This window comes from Acinetobacter sp. ABJ-A23_2 (genome assembly GCF_044538765.1).
Lineage (GTDB): Bacteria > Pseudomonadota > Gammaproteobacteria > Pseudomonadales > Moraxellaceae > Acinetobacter > Acinetobacter nosocomialis_A.
This window is the reverse complement of the sequence record NZ_JBIUCP010000037.1, coordinates 12105-33860: the sequence shown is the minus strand read 5'-3', so window position 1 is coordinate 33860 and position 21756 is coordinate 12105. Positions and strand designations below refer to the sequence as shown.

Genomic DNA, 21756 nt, shown 5'->3' with positions numbered 1-21756 from the left:
TTATAGGCCCTTATTGTGATAAAAATCACGACATTTCAATGATTAGCGTCACAATTATCTAAAGATTCAAAACCTTTGAGAAAAAATTACTAATGGTCGATTAAAGATTGTATCTTTATCATTTTCGGATAGACTTATAGCCGTGAAGTACAGATGATTGCTGTCATATAAATAGGAAAATTAGCAATGACTGCTTTAAATCAATATGGAATGAGTTTAGAAATTACAGCGCATAATGAATGGTCTCAGCGGTTTTGGGATGATCTTTTACCAGTTAAGGAGCGGGTGAGTAAACATCCGTTTTTTACTGAAATGGCCAATGGGGGATTGAGCCTAGAAAGTTTCCGTTATGCTTTACTTAATTTCTATCCACTGGTTGCACATTTCCCGTCATATATGGCTGGTGCATTAGCTAAGGCGACTGCTTTTGCTGAACCGGGTGTAACAGAAACACGAGATTGGTTAATTCAAAATATTAAAGTCGAAGAACGCCATTTACAGTGGTATCGTGATTGGGCGAAGGGTTTTGGGTTAACTGTAGACCAGCTTGATAGCGTGCGGCCCCCAGCTGCAATGAATGCGGTGAATCACTTTTTATGGAATATGAGTCACCGTGGCAACTTAGCTGAATGTTTAGCTGCGACCAATTTAGCAATTGAATGGGCAACAGGCGACTGGTCTATTCAGGTCTATAAAGGTATTCATGCTTATACAGACCACCCTGACGTCACGATTGATAAGCGTTCTTTAGCTTGGTTACGTGCTCATGCTCATTATGATGACTTACATCCTTATGAAGCCATGGAGTTGATTAAACGTTTGTCGAATGACCGACCAGATTGGCAGCAAAAAGCATTTCATGCTGCCGAAGAAGGATTACGTTATTACGAGCTGGCTTTAGATGATTGCTATAGAGTACAGCTTAAAGCTTCTGCTTGATCTCATTTAAAAAAGGGAGAATATTGTTAGATATTCTCTCTTTTATTTTATTCAAGTAATTTTAAAAGTTTTGCCCGATAAGGTGTTTCTTCGGGTAATAATTCAAGTAGGCGTTCAACGGCATCCACACGGTCAGGTACACGACTGACTACACGTAACAGTTGGTCTATATCGTCAATTTGATAAATTACATGGCTCAATCGAGCATCAAAACAGTCTCTCCAAGCACATAAAAATGGACTTTCTGACTTGGCTAAAAAACTACCTCTATAAAGTGTTAAAGTGGTTGCAGTAAAACCTAGGTTTAATGCCTGCTCAGCCATAAGAAAGTCACATTGAATTTCACAGTTAAGTCTATATGGTCGCGACTCGATCACATCGGGAATCAGGTTTCGAAGCTGTGAAAGCTCGGCTTTTAGTGTAGTGGTACTCACTGGGCGGTCGCCATATAAAGCGTAGTGCAGTTCTTCTAGGTTTATACCTTCTGGACACAACGCAAGAATACATAAAATTTCGATTTGGCGCTGCGTTAGTGTTAAACCATGTTGGTTATATTGAACTTTAGGTGTGCCTAGAGCCTTAATATATAAAATGTTTTTTTGATGAAGTTGAATGGCTTGTTTTACGATATCGGCACAACGTTCAACGGCTAAAATTCCAAGAGAGTTATGCTTTTGGTACTTCGTTGATAGGTTCATAATGCCGTAAAACTGGCCTGTGTTTGCATCGGTGATAGGGGCTGCATAACATACCCAGTCTCTAACGCTGTTCATCTGATTTTCATGCGAATAAACACAGCTTGCTGAATGTGTATTAAGTGCAAGACCAATTGCATTTTGACCAACCGCTTGAGTGGACCATTGCCCACCTTCAACAAAATGGACTTGTTCAGCAGATGAACGCATAGGTGTACTACTCCATGTCCAGAGTAAAGTACCGTGAGGGTCAGTTACCCCAATTGCCATATCTGCATCTTCAGCAATGTGCATCAAATTTCTATGACACTCTTGGATTGAACGACCAAATAAGGAATGTTGCCATTCCTGATCTAGATCAAATATAGGAGCCGCATCTAGATCGAGTGACGGCTTTTTTCCTAAACAAGGCGTTTCAGAGATTGTTTCCGGTCTAAAGAAAGACGGAAGGTTGTCTGTAGAAGGCAATAATAATTGTTTTGACATATCCATATCGAAGTTCCTTTATCGTTGAAATGGCGTATCCGTGGCCGCTCAACAGGTTTAGCTTTCTTATTGTGACTATTTCCTCGTTATTTCATTTACCTTAAATAATTTTAAACGGTTTGACTATTATCCTATTGGGTAAATTTTGTTATTTCGCCTCGCCCTATGACAAAACATCCTCTCTTGAAAATGGCTTTGGTGCAGGTTCACCGAAATATTGCCGATCGGCAAAATAGCTAGAACGAACCATTGGCGCACTCCAGATATTTTTAAAGCCTAAACGCTGGCCATGCTGAGTGTATCTTTCAAATTCTTGTAACTTCACAAACCGGTGAATAGGGGCATGTGATTTAGAGGGCTGTAAATATTGTCCAATAGTCACTAAATCTACATCATGATCTTTTAAATCGTTGAGTAGAGCAATAACCTCAGCTTCAATTTCTCCTAATCCAACCATTAAGCCAGACTTGGTTTTGATATCGGGACAATATGCTTTAAAACGTTTAAGTAACTCTAGTGAATGTTGATAATCTGAACCGGGGCGCATCGCTTTATATAAACGAGGAACCGTCTCAATATTATGATTAAACACATCTGGAGGAGATAAGCTTAGAGTTGAAAGCGCTGTCTCTAAACGACCGCGAAAATCTGGTACTAAAATCTCAATCAATGTTTCTGGACAACGTTTTCTAATTTCTTCAATACACTTTACAAAATGTGCAGCGCCGCCATCATGTAGATCATCGCGGTCTACAGAGGTAATCACGACATACTTTAAGTTTAGATTTGCGACTGTTTCTGCCAGATGCTTAGGTTCATCTTCATCCAGCGGTTTTGGACGACCATGAGCGACATCACAAAATGGGCAGCGACGAGTGCAGATATCGCCCATAATCATAAATGTTGCCGTACCTTCACCAAAACATTCCGGTAAATTTGGACACGCCGCTTCTTCGCAAACACTGTGTAACTTCTGTTGGCGCAGCAAATTTTTTATGCGTTTAATTTCTTCAAAATCGGTTATTTTGGCTCTAATCCAATCCGGTTTAGTGGGTAACTCTTCTGTAGGTAAAATTTTAATCGGAATGCGAGCAACTTTATCCGCTCCTCTTAATTTAATACCAGTTTCTATTTGCCTTTTTAAGTCCATATATAAAATTCCATTTTATATTAAATAATTTTCAACTAGACTCTATATAATAAAAATCCTTATAATTTAAATAAGGAATATGGAGTTTATTAATGAGCGTAGTACACAGCAAATATTATAAATTAATAAAGGTTGGTTAAAGGTTTGTTTTACAAGTCAATGAAATGTATTAAAATTTTTTAATTTTATTTTTGCTATGCAAGTTTTTGAAAAATAAAAAATAATAACCATAAAAACCATTTAAAACTTTTTAGTCTAATAGCATATTAAATTAAATTGAGCTTTATTATTTATAGCGAAATATATAACTCTCGCTGAAACTTGGTTGATTTTTAATAATCAAGATAATAAAGGAAAAGGATATGCAATTAACGGAAGAGCAATTACTCGCAGCATATAAACGCATGCGCGATATTCGTGAATTTGAGGATCGACTTCACGAAGAAAATACCAATGGTGATATTCCTGGCTTTATTCACTTATACAGTGGTGAAGAAGCTGTAGCAGTCGGGATTTGCGAAAATTTAACCGACAAAGACTATATCACTTCAACACACCGTGGACATGGACACTGTATTGCAAAAGGCTGTGACATTCACGCCATGATGCTGGAAATTTTCGGTAAAGATGACGGGCTATGCCGTGGAAAAGGCGGTTCTATGCATATTGCCGATTTAGATAAAGGTATGCTCGGTGCCAACGGGATTGTGGGTGGTGGGCCTCCTTTAGCAATTGGTGCAGCGTTGACAGCGAAAACCTTAAAGACTGGCGGCGTCGGACTGTCTTTTACAGGTGATGGTGGCTCAAACCAAGGCCTTACTTTTGAAGCGATGAACATGGCTGTTGTTCTTAAACTTCCTGTGATTTTCGTTTTTGAAAATAACGGTTTTGGTGAGGGGACTGGTCATGATTACGCTGTAGGAAGCAAAGATATTGCTGGTCGTGCAGCAGGCTTTGGTTTACCGGCAGTTAAAGTTGACGGTACAGACTTCTTTGCCGTCTATGAAGCCGCTCAAACTGCCATTGAACGCGCGCGCCGTGGTGAAGGTCCAAGCGTGATTGAAACCATCACAAACCGTTTTTATGGTCACTTCGAAGGTGATCCTGGCTTGATTCGTTCTAAAGAAGAAGTCGAGTTCATCAAAGAAAATAAAGATCCTTTGAAAATTTTCCGTGAGAAAGTCAAAGGCAAAATTGATGAAGCCAAACTAGACGAGATTGATGCAGCTTCAAAGGCAAATGTTGATGATGCCGTTGCTAAAGCCCGTGCTGCGGCATACCCAAAACCAGAACAACTCCTTACTGACGTCTATGTCTCTTACTAAAGGAATAGTAAAGATGCCAAATAAAAGTTTTCGTAATGCAATTAAAGAAGCCATTGAATCAGAAATGCGCCGTGATCCAACCGTATTTGTTGTTGGTGAAGATGTTCGCGGTGGGCACGGCGGTAAAAACACTGAAGAAAACCAATTAGAAGGTTTCGGTGGTGTATTGGGCGTAACCAAAGGTTTATGGACAGAATTTGGTTCGGAACGTGTTATTGATACGCCAATTACCGAGTCTGCAATTATCGGTATGGCCGCTGGTGCTGCAGCAACAGGTTTACGTCCTGTTGCCGATTTAATGTTTATGGATTTCTATGGTGTGTGTCATGACATGCTCTATAACCAAGCCGCTAAATTCCGTTATATGTTTGGCGGAAAAGCAAAAGCCCCAATGGTTGTACGTGGCATGATTGGCGCAGGTTTTTCTGCGGCAGCTCAGCATTCGCAATCTCCATATAACGTATTTGCTGCGGTTCCGGGCTTAAAAGTTGTGGTTCCATCTAGCCCATACGACGTGAAAGGGCTATTAATTCAGGCTATTCGAGATGATGACCCTGTGGTGTTCTGTGAGCATAAAATGCTTTATGACATTAAAGGCGAAGTTCCAGATGATGCCTATACCATTCCTTTTGGTGTAGCAAATTATACCCGTGAAGGGACAGACGTGACCATTATTGCGTTAGGGCTGATGGTACACCGTGCCAATGAAGTGGCAGACAAACTGGCAAAAGATGGTATTTCGGTTGAAGTGGTAGACCCTCGTACAATTTCACCTCTGGATGAAGAAGGAATTTTAGAGTCTGTTGCGTCGACTGGGCGTGTGGTTATTGTGGATGAATCAGCGGCACGCTGTGGTTTTGGTCATGATGTGGCTGCACTAATCGCCCAAAAAGGTTTCCACTATTTGAAAGCACCTGTTGAACTCGTAACGCCACCACATACGCCTGTTCCATTCTCTCCAGTTTTAGAAAAAGAATGGATTCCAAGTGTAGAGCGTATTGAGCAAGCTGTGCGAAAAACATTGGAGGCTTAGGATGAGCGAAATTAAAACGCTGGAGATCCCGAAATGGGGATTATCCATGGAAGAAGGCACGATTGCCCAATGGTTAATTAAAGAGGGTGATAGCTTTAATAAAGGCGATGAAATTTGTGAAATTGAAACCACAAAAATCGTCAATGTATTAGAAGCGCCTTTTGCTGGAACGCTCCGTAAAATTTTAGCGAAAGATGGTGATACTTTACTTGTTGGTGGTCTTATTGCGGTATGTGCTGATAGTGAAATTTCTGATGCAGAAATTGAAACGTTTATTGCATCATTAGGTGGTTCAGCAGCTAAGGCCCCTGAAGCACCTTCGGAACAAAGTAAATCGGAAACATTTGCACCTGTTGCTGAAAAAGCAGAACAGTCACAGACTGCTTCAGCTCCTGCAAAGGTAGCTAAAGGTGACTATGCTGTACCAGAGTCATTACAAGGCTATCAAACGTCTGATGAGTTGTTTACAACACCGCATGCGTTAAAGCTTGCAGAAAAGCACAATGTAAACTTGGTAAAAGTCACAGGTTCTGGTCGTGAAGGACGTATTAGTGTTCAAGACATCCAGAAAGCTGTGCAGGCTGCTGGAGGTCAATGGCCTGATGTTAAACAGCAAACTCAAGCTAAAGTGGTTAAATCTACTGCCGACGATAGTCAAGTTTCAGCAACCCCTGTAGCACGCCGTTTAGCAAAGCAATGGGGCATTAACCTAAATGACTGCCGTGTTTCAGGTACTCGTGGCCGTGTCTGTAAAGAAGATGTTGAAGCGGTTTATTACCGTAATAATCCAACCTCGGTAAATGAACAATCTGCTCAATGTGCTGCTCAACCACAATCGACCGTTACTACTATGGCGATGAATGGTATGCGTAAAGCGATTGCTTCACGGTTACAGGCTGCAAAACGTAATGCACCGCATTTCCGCTTAGTGGTCGATCTAAACGTTGAAGCTTTGCAAAAACTACGTAAGCAGATTAATGAGACCGTTCCACAAGTGAAACTTTCAATTAATGACATGCTAATTAAAGCAGCTGCTGCGGCACTGATTAAAGTACCTGAGGTAAACGTTCAATTTGATGAGGCGACTCAATCAATTTTACAGTTCTCTCAAGCGGATATTTCGGTGGCCGTAGCGATTCCAAACGGTTTAATTACACCCATTGTAAAAGCAGCAAATCAGAAGTCTTTAGCACAAATTTCCGATGACATGCGTGATTTGGCAACGCGTGCCAAGACTGGCAAGTTACAACCTGATGAGTTTCAGGGCGGCAGCTTTAGCATTTCAAATTTAGGAATGTTAGGCATTAAACAGTTCGATGCCATTATTAATCCACCGCAAGGTGCAATTATGGCATTAGGTGCTTCGGAATCTCGCGCTGTTGTCGAAAATGGCAATGTAGTGGTTCGTGAGATTGTCACAGCGACGTTGTCATGCGATCACCGTGTCATTGATGGTGCAGTTGGGGCGAAATTCTTGGCCAGCTTTAAGCAGTTTGTTGAAAATCCTGCTTTAATTTTGGTGTAGGAGAACCCGCATGTCAGAAGCTCAATTTGATTTAATTGTGATTGGCGCGGGACCGGGTGGGTATGTGGCTGCAATTCGTGCAGCCCAGCTCGGCTTAAAAACCGCAATTGTAGAAGAGCAACATTTAGGCGGAATTTGTCTAAATTGGGGCTGTATTCCAACTAAAGCTTTGCTTGCAGGGGCAGAGCTTGCAACTCAGTTTAAACATGCCGGACAGTTTGGTTTTCAGGTATCTCAACTCGATTTTGATATACAAAAGCTTGTGCAACATAGTCGCCAAGTGTCAGCTCAGTTAGTACAAGGCATCGATTATTTACTTAAAAAGAATCAGGTGACCGTGTTTAATGGTCGTGCTCAGCTTACGGCAAAAGAAAAAATTGCAGTGACCGATGCTCAAGGTAACAGTCAGGATTTGAGTGCACCACATATCATTTTGGCAACTGGAGCTAAAGCCCGACATGTTTCTCAACTTCCTGTCGATGGAACATATGTCTGGAGCTATAAAGAAGCGCTTGTTCCAGAGCAGTTACCGAAAAGTTTACTGGTTGTAGGTTCAGGTGCAATTGGTAGTGAGTTTGCTAGCCTTTATCAAGATTTGGGATGTCAGGTGACCCTTATTGATTTAGCCAAGCAGATTTTACCAACTGAAGATGCGGAAGTTGCCCAATTTGTCAGAAAACAATTTGAACAAAAAGGTATGAAAGTCTTAACCGATGCTGTCGTTCAAAGTATTCAGATTGAAAATGAGCAAGTCCACTGTGTGGTTGAAACAGCAAGTGACGTTCAAACGCTTGTTTTTGACCGCGTGCTTTCGGCAATTGGTGTACAGCCTAATACCACGGGGCTAGGACTAGAACGTTTAGGTGTAGAACTCAATCCACAAGGTTTTGTGGCAATTGATGACTATTGTAAAACCAACGTAGCAGGGCTTTATGCAATTGGTGATGTTGCTGGAGCGCCGTGTCTCGCTCATAAAGCAAGCCATGAAGCCATGATATGTGTTGAGAAAATTGCTGGTGTAGCAAACGTCCATTCACTCGATCGTAGCCAGATTCCGGGTTGTATTTTTACTCATCCACAAGTGGCGAGTATCGGTTTAACGGAAAATGCAGCAAAAACTAAGAATTTACCTATACGAATCGGCAAGTTTTCTTTAACAGCAAATGGCAAAGCTTTGGCAATTGGTGATGCATCAGGTTTTGTGAAAACGGTGATACATGCAGAGACGGGTGAATTACTTGGTGCACATATGGTCGGCCATGAAGTGACTGAACATATTCAAGGCTTTGCCATTGCTAAATATTTAGAAGCAACTGATGAAAGTTTAGCTCAAGTGATTTTCCCGCATCCAACCTTATCAGAAGCCATGCATGAATCCATTTTGGCCTCAATGCAACGAGCGATTCATATGTAGAAATTCTACATTTACAGGAGTTGAACATGGTTAAGGGATTAAAAAATAAAGTCGTTTTAGTGACTGGGGCAGCTCAAGGCATTGGCCGTGGGATTGCCCTGCGCTTGGCGCAAGAAGGAGCACATATTGCATTAGTTGATATGAAACAAGATCGATTGAACGATGTGCAGCAGGAAATTCAGGCTTTAGGTGTAAATGCGAGCACATTTATTGCCGACGTAAGTGACCGCGAGCAAGTGTATTCCGCTATAAATCATGCTGAGCAGACACTTGGCGGGTTTGATGTCATGATTAATAATGCTGGAATTGCACAAGTTCAAGCGATTGCTGATATCACACCGGATGAATTTCAAAAAATTGTTGATATCAATATTGGTGGAGTGCTGTGGGGCATACAGGCTGCTGCTGCAAAATTTAAGCAACGTCAACATAAAGGAAAAATCATTAATGCTTGCTCAATTGCAGGCCACGATGGGTTTGCTTTACTCGGTATTTACTCAGCAACCAAATTTGCGGTACGAGCACTTACCCAAGCTGCGGCAAAAGAATATGCCAGTCATGGTATTACGGTAAATGGATATTGCCCCGGAATTGTCGGAACAGACATGTGGGTTGAAATCGATAAACGTTTTGCTGAAATTACCGGTGCAGCAATCGGTGAAACTTATAAAAAGTATGTGGAAGGCATTGCTTTAGGTAGAGCTCAAACACCAGATGATGTAGCTGCATTAGTTGCTTTTCTGGCAAGTGAAGATTCGGACTATATTACGGGTCAATCCATTTTAACGGACGGCGGCATTGTCTATCGCTAAAACAACATCCTGATTTGAGGGAGATAATAATGAAAGCAGCGCGTTTTTATGACAGAGGCGATATTCGTATTGAAGATATCCCTGAACCAGAAGTCACTCCCGGTACTGTAGGTATTAAGGTAGCTTGGTGTGGAATATGTGGTACAGATTTGCATGAGTTTATGGAAGGGCCGATTTTTATTCCACCGTGTGGACATCCGCATCCTATTTCAGGCGAATCTGCGCCGATTACTATGGGACATGAGTTTTCAGGTGTGGTTTATGCCGTAGGTGAAGGTGTTGATGATATTGAAATTGGTCAACATGTCGTCGTAGAGCCTTATATTGTGGCAGATGATGTGCCGACTGGACCGGGCGATAATTATCATCTTTCCAAAAATATGAACTTTATTGGTTTAGGCGGTCGTGGCGGTGGTTTGTCGGAGAAAATAGCAGTTAAACGCCGTTGGGTGCATCCAATTTCCAATAAAATCCCGCTAGATCAGGCAGCCTTAATTGAACCTTTATCGGTTGGTCATCATGCTTTCGTACGTAGTGGCGCAAAAGCTGGAGATATTGCACTGGTTGGAGGTGCGGGCCCAATTGGTTTATTGCTTTCGGCAATTTTAAAAGCGAAAGGTCTTAAGGTCATCATTACCGAACTAAGTGCCAAACGTAAAGAAAAAGCCAAAGAGTCGGGAGTCGCAGATTATATTTTAGACCCGTCAGAAGTTGATGTTGTTTCTGAGGTCATGAAAATTACTAATGGTAATGGCGTCGATGTCGCGTTTGAATGTAGTAGCGTTAACAAGGTGTTAGATACTTTGGTCGCGTCAGTCAAACCAACAGGTGTTATTGTTATTGTTTCGATTTGGAGCCACCCAGCATCAATTAATGTGCACAGTGTGGTAATGAAAGAACTTGATGTACGAGGCACAATTGCCTACGTAAATGACCATCAAGAAACTATTAAACTGGTCGAAGAAGGTAAAATAAATCTGGAACCTTTTATTACCCAGCGCATTCAACTTGATGATTTGATTTCACAAGGTTTTGAAACCTTAATTCATAACAATGAGTCAGCTGTTAAGATTATCGTACATCCATAAATAGACACTTAAACCTATAAAAAAGAGCGAATCATCGCTCTTTTTTATTAAAGTAAGTTGTTGTTTTGAGCTTCAATAATAGGGGGTAATGGTTGTCCTAAAGAGCTTAAAGACTCTCGTTCAATTAAACGTACAATTGAATCGAGCGGTAAATCATTTTCTTGCAAACCAAAAGGTTCTTCAATTTGAGCACTTAAGGCATCTAAACCTAAAAACATATAAGCAATTAAGCCGACAATAAGTGGTGTCCAAATACCTAAAGCTGCTTCAAGGCTAAATGGTAAGATGAAACAGAAACAATAAACAGCACGGTGCAAAAGTACTGAATATGAGTAGGGTAAAGGCGTGCCAGCAATTCGGTCACAACCCGCTTGAATATTACCTAGCTCAACAATATGTCGATTTAAGGTGCTATAGATAATGTCACTAATTTCGCCGTCCTTTAGTATTTTAACTAAATCTTTTTGAATATTTTCGAGTACAAACTGCGGTGCATTAATATGCTCATTTAAATAATTAAGTGAAGAGTTATTTAAATAGGCATGCTCAAGAAATTTTGTGGGTTCGACTGTTTGTTGACGTAAACGATCACGCAATAAATTACTAAAAATTAAGACCTGATGAATTAAATGTTCACGTTGTTCATTGGTTAGAACATGGCTATCTCTAACAATATGTCTGGCATTGGCAATTAAAGCCCCCCAGAGCTTGCGACCTTCCCACCATCGGTCATAACATGCGTTATTTCTAAAACCTGTACAAATCGAAAGAATCACGCCGAAGATTGTAAATCCGATTGCAGGTACGGTAGGAATTTGAATCCAATGATAATAAGAAAGCCAGACCACACAGGCTGAAATAAGTACAACAAAACTCAGTGCTGGCAAGACCTTCGGTAAAATTGTTCCTTTCCAAGCAAATAAAAGTTTAAATACATTGCTTTTATCACGAACAATCATATAAAGCCTTTGAACTAACGAACCAAACCAAGTGCAATATAATACGCCTTAGATGAGCTAAATACCTAACTAAAGCTTATGCTTTTGTCTGTATCGCCAAAGCGTTGTACGGCTAATACCAAAAATATTAGCAACCATATTCAGGTTATGGTCATATTTTTCTAAAGCAGCTTGTACATTTTCAGGGGTAAGTTCTGTATTTGTCTCAGGCAATTTAACGTAATCTTCAGCATTTAAGAGTTCATTTGGTAAGTCTTCGACTTCAATTTCATCCTTACCATTTGCCATGGTTAAAGCATAAAGCAGGGTGTTTTTAAGTTCACGAACATTCCCAGGCCAGTCATAGTTCAATAAAATCTGCATGGCTTTTTGATTAACATGACGAGGCATTGTGTCTAGTTGAGTGGAGCTTTCTTTTAAAATCTGATCGACAATGAGAGGTATATCGACTTTTCGCTCTCTGAGCGGTGGTATAAAAATTGGAATTACACGCAAACGGTATAGTAGATCATGACGGAAACGCCCAGCCTTAGCCTCTTCGCGTAAAGCTTTATGTGTTGCAGTAATAATTCGGACATTGGCCTGAATCGGTTTTTCACCACCTACAGGCGTAAATTCACCTGTTTCTAACACCCGTAATAATTTAGCTTGAAGTTCTAAAGGAATCTCGGCAATTTCATCTAGAAACAACGTTCCGCCAGCAGCACGTTCAAACACGCCTTTATGGTCACGAATTGCTCCCGTAAAAGCACCTTTCACATGCCCAAATAGTTCACTTTCTAAAATATTGGCATTGAGAGCAGCACAGTTAATCGCTACAAAAATTTTATTTCTACGTTGGCTATAATCATGAATTGCTTTTGCCACAAGCTCTTTACCACTACCAGATTCACCGCGAACAAGCACTGGAAATTCAGTAATTGCCACTCTTTGAATGATTGAAAACATACGGGCCATTTCTGGTGAACAACTATTGAAAACTTTAGCCAAGTCTTGTAATTGTTCTGTGAGCTCTAGTTGATCAGCGATATCATTCTCTATGCTAATGGGGTGTAGAATATGCAATTTCCCGATAATGCGATGCTCGGCAATATAAATATCATGTTCTTGATAGATAAATCGCTTTCTCATTTTAGGAGTATTAATTTCGAGATATTGATTGTGATGGTCTTGAGTAAGCGCTGCCATGTTCTCTACAGAAATGTCATCTGTATTAAATTTATAGTGAATTGCTTGAGTCGTTGTGTCAGCTAGAAACAGACTCGCATTTGGGAATAAAGCTTTTAATTGCTCAAATAAAGTAAAAAAATCTTGTTCTGACTCAAAATTTAACTTTGCCATTTCATGTGTTTCACAATCGTTTCATTGAAACATACTTGAGTTTCATAGGAACATCAAGCTGAGTTTATTTTCTAGCTTAAAATTTATTTATTATTTTAAATATTTGATTTTTATATTTATTATTTAATTTTAAATAATTGGCATCTTATTTGCAAAATATAGGAAAGAAATAAATTATTAGGGTATAAATCATGTTCTTTAAGCAGTTTTTTGAAAAAGAAAGTTCGACTTATACATATATGCTTGGATGTGAAGAAACACGAGAGGCTGTTTTGATTGATCCAGTCGCATCAGATATTGAGATTTATGCAAAAGAATTAGAGCAGCATCAATTTACGCTCATCTATACCTTAGATACCCATGTTCATGCAGACCATATTACGGCTGCAAATTTACTTCGTGAACGCTTTCATTGCAAATCGGTTTTACACCGAAACTCAGATGTAAATTGCGGAGATATTTTAATTACAGATGGTTGCATGCTTAAAGTCGGCAACCTCAGTATTGAAGCGCGTTACACACCAGGTCATACCAATGCTTGTACGAGTTATTTGGTTGAAAACATGGTTTTCACTGGTGATGCATTATTAATTGATGGATGTGGTCGAACTGACTTCCAACAAGGTAATGCAGGCACACTTTATGACAGTATTCATAAACAACTTTTCAGCTTACCTGACGAGACTATTGTGTATCCGGGACACGATTACAAAGGTCGTCTATCTTCAACGATTGGTTATGAACGCTTAAATAATTCACGTCTAGGTCAAAATCGCTCGCGTGAAGATTTTATTAAATTAATGAATAACTTAAATCTGCCATATCCAAAACAAATCGATAAAGCGCTACCTGCCAATCAGGCCTGTGGCTCAACTTCACAATCATAAGGTGGCGATATGGAACTTAAACGAGTTAATCAAGATTTTTTTGTTGCTGGCCAGATTACTGCCGACGATATCGCAAAAATTGCAGATCAGGGAGTAAAAACACTGATATGTAACCGTCCAGATGGAGAAGGTGCAGACCAACCCAATGTGATTGAAATTGAAGAAGCAGCTCAACAATATGGTCTAAATGTAATTTATCAGCCTGTGACCAGCGGCAAAATTACCGACCAACAAGTTACCGAGTTTAAGCAGCTTTATCAGAATGTTCAGAAACCTGTTTTAGCGTATTGCCGTTCTGGTATGCGTGCAATCAGTTTATGGGCTTTAGCAGAAGTTGCCCCGAAAGATGCGGTTTTATTAGTAGAAGCAGGTAACAAACTTGGTTTTAACTTGAAAGGGTTAGTGCCACGTATTTTAAAACGTGACCATGAACCAGCCACAATTCCTTGTTATAGCGTCGTGATAGTTGGTGCAGGAGCAGCTGGAATTTCTGTTGCTTCGAGCTTACTGTCTCGTGAACCCCATTTAGATATTGTCATTATTGATCCGGCAGATACCCATTATTATCAACCAGGCTGGACTATGGTCGGTGGCGGTATTTTTAAACCACAAGTAACCGCACGCTCAATGGCAAGTGTAATTCCTTCAAAAGTGAAATGGATGAAAGCAGCAGTTGCTGGATTTGATCCTGAGCATAATCAGGTCATTATGGAAGGATGCCAACCCATTCAATATAAAGCGTTGGTCGTCTGTCCTGGTTTAAAACTGAATTGGCATGGAATTGAAGGTTTAGTTGAAACCTTAGGAAAAAATGGGGTGACGTCTAACTATCGTTATGATTTAGCGCCGTATACATGGGAACTGGTGCAACAGCTAAACGGTGGAAAGGCAATCTTTACCCAGCCGCCTATGCCGATTAAATGTGCGGGTGCTCCTCAAAAAGCAATGTACCTTTCAGCTGACTATTGGTTAAAGCAAGGCAAACTTAAAGATATCTCTATTCATTTTTATAACACTGGCGCTGTTTTATTTGGTGTGAAGGAATATGTTCCTGCACTAATGCAATATGTCGAAAAATATGACTCGCAACTGCACTTTAATCATCAACTGGTCAAAGTAGATGGTCCTGCAAAAAAAGCATGGTTTAAGGTAGTGAATGATGAAAATGCAGCATTGGTCGAGACTGATTTCGATATGTTGCATGTCGTTCCACCACAACAAGCCCCAGACTTTATTCGTGCCAGCACACTCACTGATGAAGCAGGCTGGGTGAGTGTGAATCCACAAACTTTACAACACACGCAGCATGCCAATATTTTCGCTTTAGGCGATGTGATGAATGCACCTAATGCTAAAACTGCTGCTGCGGCACGAGCACAAGCTCCGATCGTTGCGGTGAATGTTATAGCCCAGCTCAAAGGTGAACAAAACTTCTGTGAATACAACGGTTATGGTTCATGTCCACTCACGGTAGAGCGTGGAAAAATCGTTCTGGCTGAGTTTGGTTACGGCGGCAAATTACTCCCAAGTTTTCCAAAGTGGGTCATCGATGGGCAGAAACCATCTCGTTTGGCATGGTTGCTTAAAGAACAGATTTTACCGCCGATTTACTGGCAAGGCATGCTCAAGGGCCGCGAGTGGATGGTCAAACCTGAGCGAGGATAAACAAAGCAACGCTTTGTACGAGCGCAAGGCGAGAGCTATGCTCGAGCGGAAGAGGATAAGTAAAGATTAATAATCTTTACCCTGAGAAGCGGTTAAAGCTTCGCAAGAAGACGAGATCTACTCACTCATTAACCAGCAATCTACTGCAAATGATGTATATGCAATTTTAGGCTTTTGATATGTTATTACTTGTCGTTGAAGGCATCATGATTGGCTTTTTACTTGGCCTTACAGGAGCAGGTGGGGGCATTCTTGCTGTACCTGCGCTCATGACCAGTCAAGGCTGGAGTGTGGCTCAAGCTGCGCCGATTGGATTGTTGGCAGTTGCGCTGTCTACACTCATTGGAACCATTGAAGGCTTGTTTAAAAAGATTGTGCGTTATCGTGCTGCTATTTGGATTGCCTTAATTGGCGCCCCTATGGCACATATTGGAATTTTAATAGCCAACACGATTTCACCTATTTGGCTCATGTTAATGTTTAGCTTGGTCATGTTTACAGTGGGCTATCGACTTATCAGTAACCGAGTATCAGACTTTCATAACCCGCCGTGTCAGGTCAACCCAAGTACGGGACGCTTTATCTGGAATTTTAAAACTGGTGGTGTGCTTGCGAGCATCGGGATTATTGCGGGGCTTTTAACTGGTATGCTAGGGGTTGGTGGTGGCTTTGTAATTGTACCAGCGCTTAGAAAAGTCACAAATTTGGATATGCATAGCATTGTTGCAACCTCACTTATGATTATTTTTCTCATTAGTGGCATAAGTATTGTGATGCATATTGCAGAGGGTTTTCATTATCCAGTCGCCATTACCAGCGCATTTGCTCTTGCATGTGTAGCAGGCATGCTATTAGGTCGTCGAGCCATTCGCTTTATTCCACCTGCGATTGTACAAAAAGTCTTTGCTTTAATGGTTTTTGCTGTCGCAATTTATATGGTTATTAAGATAGTTAATCTAACAAATATCTAAGTAATATAGTATTTTAACTATCTCTATAGTTAGCAATTTTCCAAAGATGAGATGTTAAAATTATCTTGGGAAAATTGATTTAAACCATTTAAATTTTTGAGAAAGCGAAATGAAGCGAGTTAACGTGGCAATTTGTGGTTTTGGACGGATTGGGCAACAAATTGCAGAGCTTCTTTTAAATCGATCGGCATATTATCAACAAAAATATCAAATTGATGCCCGTTTAGTGGGTGTGTGCAACTCATCTTCAGGTTTAATTGATCAAGAAGGTTTACAAGCTGCAAAGTGGCTAGATAAAACACAATATCAAGCAGGTCTAACTGAGCAAAAATTTTTAGAACAGGTTCAGGCGGATGTCATTATTGAGGCAGGGCCAAGTGACTATATGACAGGTGGAAAAGGCCTATTTTATTTAAATTACGCTTTAACACATAGTATGAATGCGATTGCAGTGTCTAAAGGTGCGTTAGTCGTCGAAGGCAAAAAATTAATTAACTTGGCACATCAACATAATAAAAAACTATTTTTTAGCGGTGCAACGGCTGCGGCTTTACCCACTGTTGATTTGTTTGAATATAACTTGGCTGGCTGCCAAATTTTAGAAATAGAAGGTGTTTTTACGGGCACCACAAATTTTATTTTAAATGATATGTTGCAACATGAATGTGCGTTTGCAGAATCTCTTGGAAAAGCTCAAACAAAAGGGATTGCAGAACCTGACAGCTCTTTCGATGTAGATGGATGGGATACCGCTGCTAAAATTACGATATTGGCAAATACTGTTTTGGGGGCTGATGTAAAAATTCAAGATATTCCAAGACAAAGAATCAGTCATGTCACAGCCGATCATATTCGTGATTGGAAAAAAGAAAACGTAGTTCCTCGTCTGGTTGGTTTTATTCATATTGAAAATCAGCAAATTCAAACTGGTGTTGAATTAAGATTAGTTCCGGCACATCATTCTTTTGCTCATCTGCAAGGTTCTAATAAGTGCATTCGAGTGTTAACTCAAGAAATGGGTGAACTTGTTGTAAGTGGAGGAGCATCTGCACCTTTAGCTACAGCAGCAGCGGCTTTAAAAGATTTTGAGCTGATGCTAAAAACGAGCTGTTAGAGATAAATTATGATTTATAAAAAAGCAGGCTTTTAGGCCTGCTTTTCACAACTTTTTTGACTATTAAATAACTTTTTTCCAATTTCAAATTTACTAAACATTAAGTAGTTGCCGAGTAAGATTAATAAAATTCCAAATAATGCATTTAAAGTCCACTGATATCCTTCAAAGAAAGTCGAAACTGTTAGAGCGACTAAAGGGAAGAGTAATGTGCTATAGGCTGCTTTAGCTGCACCAATTCGCCCGACCAAAGAAAAATAAGCGGAGAACCCAATAACCGTACCAAATACAGCCAAGTAAAGTACCGAACTTAAAAATGGGAAATTCATTGGCGGCATTAAATTTTGTCCAGTAAATAAAGCTAGACTTAACATCACCAATGCCCCATAAGTCATGGCATAACAATTTGTTGAAAAGATATTTAAACCACGCTTTTGATGTCTAACACTAATCATATTTCCTAAAGAAAAACCGTAAGTGCCTACTGCACATAACCCAATACCCATTAATAACTGCGCGTTAAACTGGCTATTAATGAGGTCATGCCAAAATAGCAAAACAATACCACTTAGACCTAAAAGTGCAGCTGGTGCAAAGTTTGGGGAAGGTTTCTGCTTAAAAAAGATAAGTGCATTAATGGCATTAAAGAAAACAGCCATTGAAAAAATGACAGACTCTAAACCGCTATTTACATATTTAACTGCAGTGTAAAAACAAATAAAGTTTAGGCCGAAAACACAAAGGCCTTGCAGCATACAAAACAAGTGATCTTTTAAAGCAATTCGCTGTAATTTTCCTGAAAATAGTAAAACAACCCACAGTAATAAGGCTGAAATGGCAAAACGCCATAAAATTGCGACGACGGGTGTTGCATAGTGGCTTTGAACGGCAATTCCAATCCATGTTGTCCCCCAAATCAACACCACCGCAACATAGAGTAAAATATTCATAAGTTCATCCTCGATTACCAAGCTTAAGTATCTAGGAATGCTTCATTTTTCACGTATATATTCTTGTGTTGTACATGCAAGATCTTGCGTTTTTTATATGACTGAACTAGCTGAATTTTGCTGAATATGGTTAACTTAAGCTCAATGATATTCGTTTTAATTTTGCATGGCCTATCAAACTTTAGAACAGCTACAGCAATCTAAAGCTAAGCTTCACGAAACTGTGGTGCTTGATGAGAATATGCAACTTGCATTTTGGTCTAATCAGCAAGATCGTGTAAGTGTCTGTAGCGATCACCACACTCTAAGCCTATATATTCAAGATGGCTATGAAAGCTATCAAAAAACACCTGCGGGTTGGAAAAACGGCGGTGGGCCGGGGCGTTTTTGCTTATTGCCTGAGCATCAGGAGTCGACTTGGGATATACGTGGTGGGCTTAAATTTGTCCATTTGTATTATACCGACCAACATTTGCGTGATGTCGCCGAAAAAATATGGGACAAAGAACCCAATCAAATTGAACTAAACGAAGTTGTTTTTAACGATGACGAAAAGATTCGAGCGTTATATCAGTTTTTCCTATTAGATTGTGACTGGAGCGATTCAGCAAACCACTTACAAATGAGTACTACAGCCAGTTTATTGTTGAATCATTTAATTCGAAGATACAGTAGTGTTCAATGGCAACAGCCTGCCATTAAAGGAGGCCTTGCTCCTCATAAACTTAAATATATTCAGGAATGGATTGAAGGGCATTTAGACCAAGCACTCACTTTGTCAGACTTGGCAAATGTTGTGAATTTAAGCGAATACCATTTTGCTCATATGTTTAAGCAATCCATGAATATGGCGCCTCATCAATATGTCATGCAAAGACGCTTAACTAAGGCAAAAGGGTTAATTCAGTCATCTCAGCTTTCTTTACAAGATATTGCTTTGGTATGTGGTTTTAGTTCAGCAAGCCATTTAAGCCATCGCTTTAAACAGTTTTATGGCATGAGTCCTTCACAGTTACGTTAAAGGACTCATGACTCATTTTTATAAAAGATAAACGCCTAAACCAATCAGTGCTGATGTAAAAATGACATATAGCACGTTAATGTTAAAGCGGAATAAAGCAATAAATGCAGCCACGGTAATGAGGGCTGCAACAATATCAAAATGCCCTGAAAAGCCTTGTGGCCATAACACGTGATAACTAAAAAATAATGCTAAATTTAAAATGACACCGACCACAGCCGCGGTAATTGCAGTGAGTGGCGCAGTAAATTTAATTTCATTATGTGTAGATTCAATAATGGGCGCACCCGCAAAAATAAATACAAATGAAAAGAGAAAGGTAAACCAAGTGACAATGACTGCGCCAAGTGCTCCAGCAAAAAATAGATGCTCGGGCCCAAGTAATGAATGATTAACACCTCCTAAAAAACCAACAAAGGCAACAACCATAATCAGTGGGCCTGGTGTAGTTTCCCCAAGTGCCAATCCATCAATCATTTGCGTAGGTGAAAGCCATCCAAAATGATTTACAGCGCCTTGATAGACATAAGGTAAAACTGCATATGCACCCCCAAAAGTCAGCAATGCAGCTTTAGTAAAAAACCACGCCATTTGGGTATAAGAATGATGCCATCCAAAATATGCGCCTAAAGCTAAAATTGGCAATAACCATAAAACGATTGCCACAAAAATAAGTTTAGCTAACCGCGACCAATGGAATTTAGCATGCTCTGGGGGCGGTGTATCATCATCAATAAATGCTGGACCATAATCCTTTTGACTAGCTTTATGTCCAGCCGCTGAGGAAAATAGTTCTGGGTATTTTTTACTTGTTAAATAGCCAGCAATACCTGCTGATAAAACAATAAGCGGGAAAGGAAGCTTTAAGACAAAAATGGCAAGAAACGCAGCAATTGCGATGAACCATAAAAATTTATTCTTAAGTGAGCGGCTTCCTATACGGTACGTTGCATGAAAAACAATTGCGGTAACAGCAGGCTTGATCCCGTAGAAAATGCCTGCGATAACGGGAACATCTCCAAATTTTATATAAACCCAAGACAGTCCGATTAAAATAAATAAGGAGGGTAATACAAATAGAATACCTGCAACCAATCCTCCAGCAGTTCTATGCATAAGCCAACCAATGTAGGTTGCTAATTGCTGTGCTTCAGGGCCGGGTAACAGCATGCAGTAGTTCAGGGCATGCAAAAATCTTTTTTCAGATATCCAGCGCTTTTGTTCAACGAGTTCCTGATGCATGACAGCGATTTGTCCAGCTGGCCCCCCAAAGCTAATAAAGCCGAGCTTGAGCCAAAATAAAAAGGCTTGCCAGAAGGTGACCTTACCCACTGAATCATCAGGGGTATTTTGTTGTTTTTGTTGCATATTATCCCCTAAAAAATAATAGTAATTTTTACGTTTATGGCATAACGGAGTATGTTTTATAGCATAACAAATACAAATGTATTTTTTATGATAATAATTCAAATTTTATAGATAACTATTAACTAATTTATTGATATTCATTGAAATTATTTTTTTAACTAAAGTTATCGCTTTAAATTATTTCCAAAGTTGAAACATTTTAAACATTATTTGCTCAAGTTGTTATAACAGGTTGTAAGCCGTGAGCCAGCTACCCCACGATCCCAAAAATCACAAGCCTCTTTACGATCAGTTAAGGGAACTCATCCTTAACAAAATTGTAAATGGCGAATACGCAGTGTTGAGCCAAATTCCATCTGAAAATGAGTTTGCTGAACAGTTCGGTGTAAGTCGAATCACAGTTCGCCAAGCACTCAACCAATTACAGTTGGAAGGCTATATTTTTAAGGTGCCGGGTAAAGGGACCTTTGTAAGTAAGCCAAAAACGTTCCAGAACATCTCAAGTTTGCAAGGTTTTGCGGAAGCAATGTCATCTGCTGGTCACGAAATTTTAAACCGTGTCATCTCGGCCGAGCTCAAACAGATCCCGATGCACGTTGTGCCCAAATTAAAGTTACCTGTTAAAGCCAATGTATATGAAATTCAACGTGTTCGTTTGCTCAACCGTCAACCAGTGTCTTATGAGTTGACTTATTTGCCAGAACATATTGGTTTGAAGCTTAAAGAAAAAGCGATTGATTTACGTACAACCGATATTTTCAAGGCATTAGAACAAGAGTGCGATATTCCTTTGGGACATGCGGATTTAAGTATTGATGCCACGGTAGCGGATGAAGAATTAGCGGCTTTGCTGCAAGTTGAAATCGGAACTCCTGTATTACGGGTCGAACGTTTGACTCATGACGCAAATGGCCAACCGATTGACTATGAATATCTCTATTTTTCAGGCGATACCTTCCAGTACCGTTTACGTATTCATCGTTAATAACTCAGATAAAAATAAGGATTTTACA

19 protein-coding genes are annotated in these 21756 nt (G+C 40.0%); 13 read left to right on the top strand and 6 right to left on the bottom strand.

Annotated elements, in window-relative coordinates:
* Positions 1-186: 186 nt before the first annotated feature.
* Positions 187-939, top strand: a complete 753-nt coding sequence (locus ACH63V_RS13120) for a TenA family transcriptional regulator (RefSeq protein WP_263613663.1) — start codon at positions 187-189, stop codon at positions 937-939.
* Positions 940-986: 47 nt separating this feature from the next.
* Here ACH63V_RS13120 and ACH63V_RS13115 read toward each other — a convergent pair whose 3' ends face one another.
* Together ACH63V_RS13115 and lipA are read right to left on the bottom strand one after the other, a co-directional pair.
* Complete coding sequence (locus ACH63V_RS13115; protein WP_151739921.1) at positions 987-2126, bottom strand: helix-turn-helix domain-containing protein; 1140 nt, start codon at positions 2124-2126, stop codon at positions 987-989.
* 157 nt (positions 2127-2283) lie between these two features.
* Positions 2284-3270 (bottom strand): lipoyl synthase, encoded by a 987-nt coding sequence (gene lipA, locus ACH63V_RS13110; protein WP_396463754.1) that lies wholly within the window; start codon positions 3268-3270, stop codon positions 2284-2286.
* Positions 3271-3632: 362 nt separating this feature from the next.
* Between lipA and ACH63V_RS13105 the strand changes: the two genes are divergently transcribed.
* The 6 genes from ACH63V_RS13105 to ACH63V_RS13080 are packed head-to-tail and all read left to right on the top strand — an operon-like array spanning position 3633 to position 10467.
* Positions 3633-4595, top strand: coding sequence for a thiamine pyrophosphate-dependent dehydrogenase E1 component subunit alpha (locus tag ACH63V_RS13105; protein ID WP_001177517.1), 963 nt, complete (start codon positions 3633-3635; stop codon positions 4593-4595).
* 13 nt (positions 4596-4608) lie between these two features.
* The gene (locus ACH63V_RS13100; protein WP_001133053.1) at positions 4609-5628 is read left to right on the top strand and encodes an alpha-ketoacid dehydrogenase subunit beta; all 1020 of its coding nucleotides are present in this window, start codon (positions 4609-4611) and stop codon (positions 5626-5628) included.
* Position 5629: 1 nt separating this feature from the next.
* Positions 5630-7153 (top strand): 2-oxo acid dehydrogenase subunit E2, encoded by a 1524-nt coding sequence (locus tag ACH63V_RS13095; RefSeq protein ID WP_396463753.1) that lies wholly within the window; start codon positions 5630-5632, stop codon positions 7151-7153.
* Positions 7154-7163: 10 nt separating this feature from the next.
* Positions 7164-8567, top strand: coding sequence for a dihydrolipoyl dehydrogenase (gene lpdA, locus ACH63V_RS13090; RefSeq protein ID WP_396463752.1), 1404 nt, complete (start codon positions 7164-7166; stop codon positions 8565-8567).
* A 26-nt stretch (positions 8568-8593) separates the two neighbouring features.
* Positions 8594-9379: an acetoin reductase gene (locus ACH63V_RS13085; protein ID WP_198308075.1), complete on the top strand. Its 786-nt coding sequence runs from the start codon at positions 8594-8596 to the stop codon at positions 9377-9379.
* A 29-nt stretch (positions 9380-9408) separates the two neighbouring features.
* On the top strand, positions 9409-10467 hold the full coding sequence (locus tag ACH63V_RS13080) for a 2,3-butanediol dehydrogenase (RefSeq protein ID WP_000642317.1): 1059 nt from the start codon (positions 9409-9411) through the stop codon (positions 10465-10467).
* A 47-nt stretch (positions 10468-10514) separates the two neighbouring features.
* Here ACH63V_RS13080 and ACH63V_RS13075 read toward each other — a convergent pair whose 3' ends face one another.
* Both ACH63V_RS13075 and ACH63V_RS13070 read right to left on the bottom strand, forming a co-directional pair.
* Entirely contained in the window at positions 10515-11426 is a 912-nt protein-coding gene (locus tag ACH63V_RS13075) for a bestrophin family protein (RefSeq protein WP_017386906.1), read from the bottom strand.
* Between the two features lie 69 nt (positions 11427-11495).
* Positions 11496-12767, bottom strand: a complete 1272-nt coding sequence (locus ACH63V_RS13070; protein ID WP_396463751.1) for a sigma-54 interaction domain-containing protein — start codon at positions 12765-12767, stop codon at positions 11496-11498.
* A 191-nt stretch (positions 12768-12958) separates the two neighbouring features.
* On the opposite strand from ACH63V_RS13070, the gene ACH63V_RS13065 reads away from it, so the two are divergent.
* The 4 genes from ACH63V_RS13065 to ACH63V_RS13050 all read left to right on the top strand — a co-directional run bounded on the left by ACH63V_RS13065 (position 12959) and on the right by ACH63V_RS13050 (position 17404).
* Complete coding sequence (locus tag ACH63V_RS13065; protein ID WP_396463750.1) at positions 12959-13654, top strand: MBL fold metallo-hydrolase; 696 nt, start codon at positions 12959-12961, stop codon at positions 13652-13654.
* A 9-nt stretch (positions 13655-13663) separates the two neighbouring features.
* Positions 13664-15319: a TIGR01244 family sulfur transferase gene (locus tag ACH63V_RS13060; RefSeq protein WP_396463749.1), complete on the top strand. Its 1656-nt coding sequence runs from the start codon at positions 13664-13666 to the stop codon at positions 15317-15319.
* 179 nt (positions 15320-15498) lie between these two features.
* A complete protein-coding gene (locus tag ACH63V_RS13055; RefSeq protein WP_396463748.1) occupies positions 15499-16290 on the top strand; it encodes a sulfite exporter TauE/SafE family protein in 792 nt (263 codons plus the stop codon).
* 109 nt (positions 16291-16399) lie between these two features.
* Positions 16400-17404, top strand: a complete 1005-nt coding sequence (locus tag ACH63V_RS13050; RefSeq protein WP_396463747.1) for a homoserine dehydrogenase — start codon at positions 16400-16402, stop codon at positions 17402-17404.
* Positions 17405-17436: 32 nt separating this feature from the next.
* On the opposite strand, the gene ACH63V_RS13045 is transcribed toward ACH63V_RS13050, so the two are convergent.
* Entirely contained in the window at positions 17437-18354 is a 918-nt protein-coding gene (locus tag ACH63V_RS13045) for a DMT family transporter (RefSeq protein ID WP_396463746.1), read from the bottom strand.
* 166 nt (positions 18355-18520) lie between these two features.
* Here ACH63V_RS13045 and ACH63V_RS13040 point away from each other — a divergent pair, with 166 nt between their 5' ends.
* Positions 18521-19375, top strand: a complete 855-nt coding sequence (locus ACH63V_RS13040; RefSeq protein ID WP_396463744.1) for a helix-turn-helix domain-containing protein — start codon at positions 18521-18523, stop codon at positions 19373-19375.
* An 18-nt stretch (positions 19376-19393) separates the two neighbouring features.
* On the opposite strand, the gene chrA is transcribed toward ACH63V_RS13040, so the two are convergent.
* Entirely contained in the window at positions 19394-20743 is a 1350-nt protein-coding gene (chrA, locus tag ACH63V_RS13035; RefSeq protein WP_396463743.1) for a chromate efflux transporter, read from the bottom strand.
* Positions 20744-20984: 241 nt separating this feature from the next.
* On the opposite strand from chrA, the gene ACH63V_RS13030 reads away from it, so the two are divergent.
* Positions 20985-21728: a GntR family transcriptional regulator gene (locus ACH63V_RS13030; protein WP_023274243.1), complete on the top strand. Its 744-nt coding sequence runs from the start codon at positions 20985-20987 to the stop codon at positions 21726-21728.
* Positions 21729-21756: the final 28 nt, after the last annotated feature.

Coding starts and splice junctions, on each gene's coding strand:
- ACH63V_RS13045 (WP_396463746.1), bottom strand. CDS start 18,354: ATGAATATTTTACTCTATGTTGCGGTGGTGTTGATTTGGGGGACAACA.
- ACH63V_RS13060 (WP_396463749.1), top strand. CDS start 13,664: ATGGAACTTAAACGAGTTAATCAAGATTTTTTTGTTGCTGGCCAGATT.
- ACH63V_RS13115 (WP_151739921.1), bottom strand. CDS start 2,126: ATGGATATGTCAAAACAATTATTATTGCCTTCTACAGACAACCTTCCG.
- ACH63V_RS13070 (WP_396463751.1), bottom strand. CDS start 12,767: ATGGCAAAGTTAAATTTTGAGTCAGAACAAGATTTTTTTACTTTATTT.
- ACH63V_RS13085 (WP_198308075.1), top strand. CDS start 8,594: ATGGTTAAGGGATTAAAAAATAAAGTCGTTTTAGTGACTGGGGCAGCT.
- ACH63V_RS13065 (WP_396463750.1), top strand. CDS start 12,959: ATGTTCTTTAAGCAGTTTTTTGAAAAAGAAAGTTCGACTTATACATAT.
- ACH63V_RS13095 (WP_396463753.1), top strand. CDS start 5,630: ATGAGCGAAATTAAAACGCTGGAGATCCCGAAATGGGGATTATCCATG.
- chrA (WP_396463743.1), bottom strand. CDS start 20,743: ATGCAACAAAAACAACAAAATACCCCTGATGATTCAGTGGGTAAGGTC.
- ACH63V_RS13120 (WP_263613663.1), top strand. CDS start 187: ATGACTGCTTTAAATCAATATGGAATGAGTTTAGAAATTACAGCGCAT.
- ACH63V_RS13100 (WP_001133053.1), top strand. CDS start 4,609: ATGCCAAATAAAAGTTTTCGTAATGCAATTAAAGAAGCCATTGAATCA.
- ACH63V_RS13080 (WP_000642317.1), top strand. CDS start 9,409: ATGAAAGCAGCGCGTTTTTATGACAGAGGCGATATTCGTATTGAAGAT.
- ACH63V_RS13055 (WP_396463748.1), top strand. CDS start 15,499: ATGTTATTACTTGTCGTTGAAGGCATCATGATTGGCTTTTTACTTGGC.
- lpdA (WP_396463752.1), top strand. CDS start 7,164: ATGTCAGAAGCTCAATTTGATTTAATTGTGATTGGCGCGGGACCGGGT.
- ACH63V_RS13105 (WP_001177517.1), top strand. CDS start 3,633: ATGCAATTAACGGAAGAGCAATTACTCGCAGCATATAAACGCATGCGC.
- lipA (WP_396463754.1), bottom strand. CDS start 3,270: ATGGACTTAAAAAGGCAAATAGAAACTGGTATTAAATTAAGAGGAGCG.
- ACH63V_RS13050 (WP_396463747.1), top strand. CDS start 16,400: ATGAAGCGAGTTAACGTGGCAATTTGTGGTTTTGGACGGATTGGGCAA.
- ACH63V_RS13075 (WP_017386906.1), bottom strand. CDS start 11,426: ATGATTGTTCGTGATAAAAGCAATGTATTTAAACTTTTATTTGCTTGG.
- ACH63V_RS13040 (WP_396463744.1), top strand. CDS start 18,521: ATGGCCTATCAAACTTTAGAACAGCTACAGCAATCTAAAGCTAAGCTT.